We start from the raw sequence: 6,755 nt of genomic DNA on the forward strand, positions 1-6,755 counted from the left end.
GATCTGCTGGAATTCCGGACGGAGTGGCTGATACTCCGGACGGACGGGATAAAACTCCAAACGGACCGGATGAGGTGGCCGACCCGGCGGCCGCGGCCGTGGTATCGCCACCGGTCGCGGCGGAACCGCCGGGCGATTCCCGCCCGTGCGTGGATCCCCGGGACTCCTCGACGGTTCCGTCCGTTGGCTGTTCCCGACGCTCGGGACCCCGGCTCAACGGCTCGTCGTCCGGAGCGGGCGGACCGACCATGGGGGTGGCGGTCTCCCGGCGGGTGGCGCGGGCGGTGCCGGGGCGTTCAGAGTCGGGCATCGGTCAACCGTTCCCACAGGCGGATGTAGCCGTCGTGAATGCGCAGCGCGGCGCGACGGGCATCCGGTGTGATGTCGGCGGCGACGACCGCGCGCCAGTGGGCGGCGTGCGCCAGGGCTTGGTCCGGGTCGGAGGGGGCGGGGTCGGTGGCGGGCAGCCGGGCGAGCGCGGGACTGGACAGGCCCGCCCGCAGGCCCAGCGCCAGCGCTTCGTCGCCCCGCAGGTAGGTCTCGATGCGGTCGCGCGCCGGAATGCGGCAGGCCGCCAGCCGGGTGAGCTCGTCGAGGAGTTCGCCGCCGCGCCGGGCCGCGTGCGCTTCGCAGCGGCGGCGCAGGTCGGCGTGCAGCGGGTCGATTCCGCTGGCGGCGTGCAGGATCTGCAGGATTCGACCCGACGACAGCTCGGGCCGGTACCGCAGCGCGGAGAGGGCACAGGCCAGGCCGGGCAGCGGCCAGCGGGTGAGCAGCGCCTTCCGGTCGGCGGTGTCGGAGCCGAAGGCGGGGTCGGTGAACCGTTCGGGAACGAGGGCGAACGTCGGGTCCGGATGGTCGCGGTGGCGGCACAGGGTGGCCCGTTCGGCATCGGTGACGATGCCGGATCGGGTATGGGCCGCCAGGTTCGCCACCACCGGATGAACGGCCACGCCGAACTCCTCGGCGCAGCGCTCGGCGGCGGTGACCGCATCGCTCCAGCGGCTGCCGATGGCGTCGGCCTTGTTCAGCACCAGCAGCATTCGCTCCGGCGGCACGGTGGCGAGCACCGCTCGATCCGCGGGGTGCGGCGCGCCCGCCAAGATATAGAGGACGAGATCGCCGTCCAGGACCGGTTCGGGTTGCCCCGGCACGTCCACCGACGCGGTCTCCTCGGCGGCGAGCAGGGCCAAAGCCCGCTGCACCGTGGTCTTTCCGGCACGGCTGCGCCCGGTGACCTGAATGCGCAACGGCCGCCGCCAACGCCGGACGGCGGCTTCGAGTCGTGGGGGGACCGGCGTATCGCTCGCGCGGACCGCCGTCAGCAGCAGCTCCAGTTCGCTTCGACCTTCATCCATCGCGTATCTCGCTGTAGCTCAACGCAATAACTCACGTGTGTTTTCGGCAGAAATGCCCTGAAATCCGGTGTGCCCGCACCGGTACCCGCGTGCCCATCGCGAATACAGCGAATCCTAGTCACGAAAACGACGCCATGAAGCGGGAATTGCGCCATCGGGACAACCCCGCTGGCCGGGGGCGTCGGCCGCCCACCGGTCGGCGCGGACGGTGCGCCCGATCACCGGCGCCACGCCACTGTGTGGCGCGTCACGACCCGCCCATTCGGCGACACGGTCGCATTACCGCTCGTTTCCCGGTACCCGGTCGCGGAAACGCAGGTGGGCGCGATCACGAAAATGCCCGCCGGAAAACGGATCGGACACCCAACGCGTGGTCGATTGCTGCGCTAATCAACGAATACTGGACAATGGACGCCGTGAACGACGCCGCGAACCACACTGCCGAGTCAGTTCCCGGGCCGCGGTCGGCCACCGGCAACCGTCTCTACCCTCGGGTCACCAGCTTCCGGTCCCGCCGGGGCGCGCTGACGCCGTCCCAGCAGGAGTCCTGGGAGCGGATGTGGCCGCGCATCGGGAAGGACGTGTCCGACGACCCGCTCGACGCCGACGCCTGGTTCGGCCGCAGCGCGCCGCTCATCATCGAGATCGGCTGCGGTACCGGTACCGCCACCGCGGCCATGGCGCTCGACGAGCCGCAGTTCAACCTGATCGGCATCGAGGTCTACAAGCCGGGTCTGGCCATGCTGGTGAAGGCCATCGAGCGCGAGGGCATCGACAATGTCCGGCTGCTGCGCGGCGATGCCGTGGACGTACTGGAAAACATGATTGCCGAGGAGTCGCTGACCGGTGTCCGGATCTTCTTCCCGGACCCGTGGCCCAAGGCTCGCCATCACAAGCGGCGGCTGATCCAGCCCGCCACGCTGAAGCTCATCGCGTCGCGGCTGAAACCCGGCGGCGTGTTGCATGTCGCCACCGACCACGCCGACTACGCGGAGTGGATTGCCGAGGTCGGAGCGGGAGAACCCCAGCTCATCGGCCTGAATGAGACGACCGGGGGCAATTCGGACGATTGGCGCGAAACCGCACCAATCGGTTTCGAACGTCCGATTACCAAGTTCGAAAGCAAAGGACTCCGCGCGGGTAGCGCGATCAACGAGTTCATCTGGGGGAAGATCGAATCATGAGTGTCAGCGAAATGACCCCGGAGGTATCGGATGTTGCCGAAATAATGCACGGCACCCCCTCCGCGGAAGTGCCCGGCACCCCAGCACTAGGCGTCAGCACCCCGGACGTGCGCCGCGTCCTGCTGGTCTGGGACGCACCGAATCTCGATATGGGACTCGGCGCGATCCTCGGCGGCCGCCCCACCGCCGCCTACCGTCCCCGCTTCGACGCCCTCGGGCGCTGGCTGCTGGCCCGCACAGCCGAACTGTCGGTAGGTAGCCCGCGCCGGGTCGAACCCGAGGCGACCGTCTTCACCAATATCGCGCCCGGCACCGCCGATGTGGTGCGACCGTGGGTGGAGGCGCTGCGCAATGTCGGCTACGCAGTCTTCGCAAAACCCAAAATCGACGAGGATTCCGACGTCGACAGCGATATGCTCGCCCATATCGAGCTACGCCGTCGCGGCGCGGGCTTGGCGGGCATCATGGTCGCCTCCGCGGACGGACAGGCGTTCCGCGCACCGCTCGAGGAGATCGCCGCGACGGGCGTTCCCGTTCAGGTGCTCGGATTCCGTGAGCACGCGAGTTGGGCCGTCACGTCCGATATCCTCGAGTTCATCGATCTGGAGGACATCCCGGGCGTGTTCCGTGAACCGCTGCCCAGGGTGAGCCTCGATTCGCTGCCCGACGAGGGAGCATGGCTGCAGCCCTTCCGGCCGCTGTCCGCACTGCTCACCTCCCGCCCCGCTCAAGGAGTCGCTTAGTGTTCACCCGCTGGGGCGACCTGGTCTACCGGCTGCGCTTCGCCGTGCTCGGCGTGGTCACCGCCGCCATGCTCGCACTCGGAGGTTTCGGGTTCGGGCTGGAAAACCATCTCAGCTCCAGCGGGTGGTTCGACCCCACCTCGGAATCCACCCAGGCCGCCGAACTCAAGGACCAGGTCTACGGCCGCGACCACAGCGCCGACATCCTGCTGCTGTTCACCGCGCCCGAGGGCAAGACCATCGACGATCCGGAGTTCAGCCGGACGGTCGTCGACAAGCTCAACAGCCTGCCCAAGGAATACCCGCTGATCACCAAGGTCAACGGGGCCTACTGGCAGACCGAGACCGGCGAGTGGATTCCGTCGGTCGCGGGCAGCAAGGACAAGAAGCACGCCTTCGCCGCGCTCGCCCTCGAGGGCAACAACGACACCGAGATGCTGCGGAACTACGCGCAGGTGCAGGACGCCTTCACGATTCCGGGCGTCCAGGTCGAGGTCGCGGGCCTGCAACCCATCGGGTTCACGCTGAACGACACCATCGCCAGCGACGTGAAGCGCATGGAACTGCTGGCGCTGCCCGCCGTCGCGGTGCTGCTGTTCTTCATCTTCGGCGGTATCGTCGCCGCCGCACTGCCGCTGATCATCGGCGGGCTCACCATTCTGGCCTCCAACGGCATCATCATGGGACTGACCAAGTTCACCGAGGTGAACTCGTTCGTCTCCGCCGTGGTGTCGATGATCGGCCTGGGTCTGGCCATCGACTACGGCCTGTTCATCGTGAGCCGGTTCCGCGAGGAACTCGCGGAGGGCTACGACACCAAGGCCGCGGTGCGCCGCTCGGTCATGACGGCCGGGCGCACCGTCACCTCCTCGGCCACCATGATCATCGCCGCCAGCGCGGGCATGCTGCTGTTCCCGCAGGGCTTCCTCAAGTCGGTCGCCTACGGCACCATCGCCGCGGTGCTGCTGGCCATGGTGTCGGCGCTCACCGTGTTGCCCGCCATGCTGAGCATCCTCGGCCCGCGCGTGGACATGCTGGGCCTCAAGTGGATTCGCAAGACCAAGACCGCCGACGAGGTCGAGAACAGCTTCTGGGGCCGGATGACCGCGTGGGTGATGAAGCACCCGCTCAAGGTCGCCATCCCGCTCACCATCGTGCTGCTGCTGCTCATCATCCCGGTGAAGAACCTGCAGTTCGGCGGTATCAGCGAAACCTATCTGCCGCCGGACAATCCGACCCGACTGGCGCAGGAGCACTTCGACGAGATCTTCCCGCTGCGCAAATCCGATCCGGTGCAGCTGATCATCGTCACCGACAACTCGCGCAATATCGGCCAGATCCTGGCGGAGGCGAATCAGGCTCCCGGACTGGTGAAGAACTCCCAGTTCGGCATTCCGGCGAAACCGCCGAACGGGTCGAACGTCTGGGTCTCCGAGGCCACCGTCACCGACAGCGCGCATCCCGAGGACACCGTCGACTATCTGCGCTCGATGCCGGTGCCCGAGGGCGCGGAGGTCATGGTCACCGGGCAACCGGTCATGATGATGGACAGCATCAACTCGCTGCTGGACCTCATGCCGCTGATGATCGCGCTGGTGCTGCTGGTCACCACCATCCTGATGTTCCTGACCTTCGGATCGCTGGTGCTGCCGCTCAAGGCGGCGCTCATGAGCGCGCTCGGCCTCGGTTCCACGCTCGGCATCCTCACCTGGATCTTCATCGACGGCCACGGCGCGGGCCTGCTGAACTTCACGCCGCAGCCGATCATGTCGCCGGTGCTGGTGCTGATCATCGCGATCATCTACGGCCTATCCGTGGACTACGAGGTGTTCCTGCTCTCCCGCATGGTGGAGGCGCGCACGCAGGGGGCCAGCACCACCGAATCCGTGCGCGTCGGCACCGCCCAGACCGGGCGCATCATCACCGCGGCGGCACTCATCCTATTGGTCGTGACGGGCGCGTTCGCGTTCTCCGAACTCGTGATGATGCAGTACATCGCCTACGGCATGGTGGCGGCGCTGTTCATCGACGCCACCGTGCTGCGCATGCTGCTGGTGCCCGCCACCATGAAACTGCTCGGCGACGACTGCTGGTGGGCTCCGGCCTGGATGAAGAAGATCCAGGAGAAGGTCGGGCTCGGCGAACCCATCCTCGACGATGAGCGGCCCGGCGGCGGCGACATGGTGGACCTGGTGAAGACCACCCCGGTCACCGACCCGGTCACCCTGCAGATGCCCGCGCTGGCCGACGGCACCCCCGCCACCAAGCCGCGCTCGTTCCGCAAGATCCGCCCCCGGATGGTGGACAGCGAGGCCCCGACCGAGCGGCTGGACGACTCCACCACCGTGCTGCCCGTGGTGACGGCCTCCGGCGGCATCGCCCAGACCAATGCGGCCGAGGCCGTGGCCCGTGCCACCGGGGCCATCCCGAAGGTGGACGCCCGGCCCGGCGCGGAGGCGTCCGGCTCTCGGTCGACCCGACCGACGGAGTCCGACAGCACCGCCGCCGGCGACCCGGGCCAGCCCGCCCCCGCCCCGGGTGTCGGCGTACAGCCGCGCGCCGCGTCGAATCTGACCAACCTGAGCGATCTCGGCTCCGGCGCGGGCGATCGCCAGCGTTCCGGCGAGGTATTCCAGCGCCCGTCGGGCGAGGCCGACCAGCCGGGCGAGGCCGACCGGAACCGCGACGATGCCCCCCGGAGTCCGGGCGGCAGTGCGCCGTACGCGAGCGACCGCACCGCGCGCGGCGCCGGTGCGGACGTCGCGGCGAGTTCGGACGAGGTCCGACCCCACTCGCACGGAACAGTGCCGCAGATCTCCCAGCCGAGCACTCGGCAGCCGACCGCACCGGCGGCGGCGAGCGATGCTCCGGCATCGCCCGCGACTCCCCTGGTGGCGGGTGCGGAACGGGTACTGCCGCCGCCCGGTGTGGAGAAGCTGCCCCCGCATCCCGCCACCCGCGCGCAGCTGTACCAGCCGCATCCCCCGGCCGCACCGCAGCAGCCGGAACAGCCTCGGACGCCGTACCCCTCGGCACAGCCGCCGCAGCCGCCCACCCACCAGGGCGATCAGCTCGGCCACGAGTCGGGCCGGACGGTGGAGACCGGCCGTCCACCGCTGGCCCAGGGTGACCGGGCAGCCGGCCGCGCGGCCGGGTTCGACCCGTCCGGCACCGACCGCCAGTCGCTCGACCAGGCACATCAGGTGCCCGGCCAGCAAACTGCGCAGCCACACCCGACACCGGACCAGCCGTCCACGCAGACATATCCGGCACCGGGTCAGCCGCCCGCGCAGACATATCCGGCACCCGGTCAACCGCCCGCGCAGACACACCCGACGCCCGGTCAACCGCCCGCGCAGACACACCCGACGCCCGGTCAACCGCCCGCGCAGACACACCCGACGCCCGGTCAACCGCCCGCGCAGACACACCCGACGCCCGGTCAACCGCCCGCTCCGACGCACCAGCAC

General features: G+C 69.2%; 5 protein-coding genes. 3 read left to right on the plus strand and 2 right to left on the minus strand.

Features of this window, described 5'->3' with window-relative positions:
• Together QK444_RS29880 and QK444_RS29885 are read right to left on the minus strand one after the other, a co-directional pair.
• The coding region (locus QK444_RS29880) for a hypothetical protein (RefSeq protein ID WP_282785461.1) at positions 1 to 310 on the minus strand (310 nt) is incomplete at its 3' end.
• Positions 297 to 1,358 (minus strand): hypothetical protein, encoded by a 1,062-nt coding sequence (locus QK444_RS29885; protein ID WP_282785462.1) that lies wholly within the window; start codon positions 1,356 to 1,358, stop codon positions 297 to 299. The genes QK444_RS29880 and QK444_RS29885, both read right to left, overlap by 14 nt.
• A gap of 407 nt (positions 1,359 to 1,765) precedes the next feature.
• Between QK444_RS29885 and trmB the strand changes: the two genes are divergently transcribed.
• From trmB to QK444_RS29900, 3 genes are all read left to right on the plus strand, one after another.
• Positions 1,766 to 2,542, plus strand: a complete 777-nt coding sequence (trmB, locus tag QK444_RS29890) for a tRNA (guanosine(46)-N7)-methyltransferase TrmB (RefSeq protein ID WP_282785464.1) — start codon at positions 1,766 to 1,768, stop codon at positions 2,540 to 2,542.
• Positions 2,539 to 3,285, plus strand: a complete 747-nt coding sequence (locus QK444_RS29895; protein WP_029930272.1) for an NYN domain-containing protein — start codon at positions 2,539 to 2,541, stop codon at positions 3,283 to 3,285. The genes trmB and QK444_RS29895 overlap by 4 nt, the downstream gene beginning before the upstream one ends.
• Positions 3,285 to 6,755 (plus strand): MMPL family transporter (locus tag QK444_RS29900; protein ID WP_282785463.1); only part of this gene is annotated, 3,471 nt, incomplete at its 3' end. The genes QK444_RS29895 and QK444_RS29900, both read left to right, overlap by 1 nt.

The sequence above is a fragment of the Nocardia sp. CC201C genome (genome assembly GCF_030010695.1).
GTDB lineage: Bacteria > Actinomycetota > Actinomycetes > Mycobacteriales > Mycobacteriaceae > Nocardia > Nocardia otitidiscaviarum.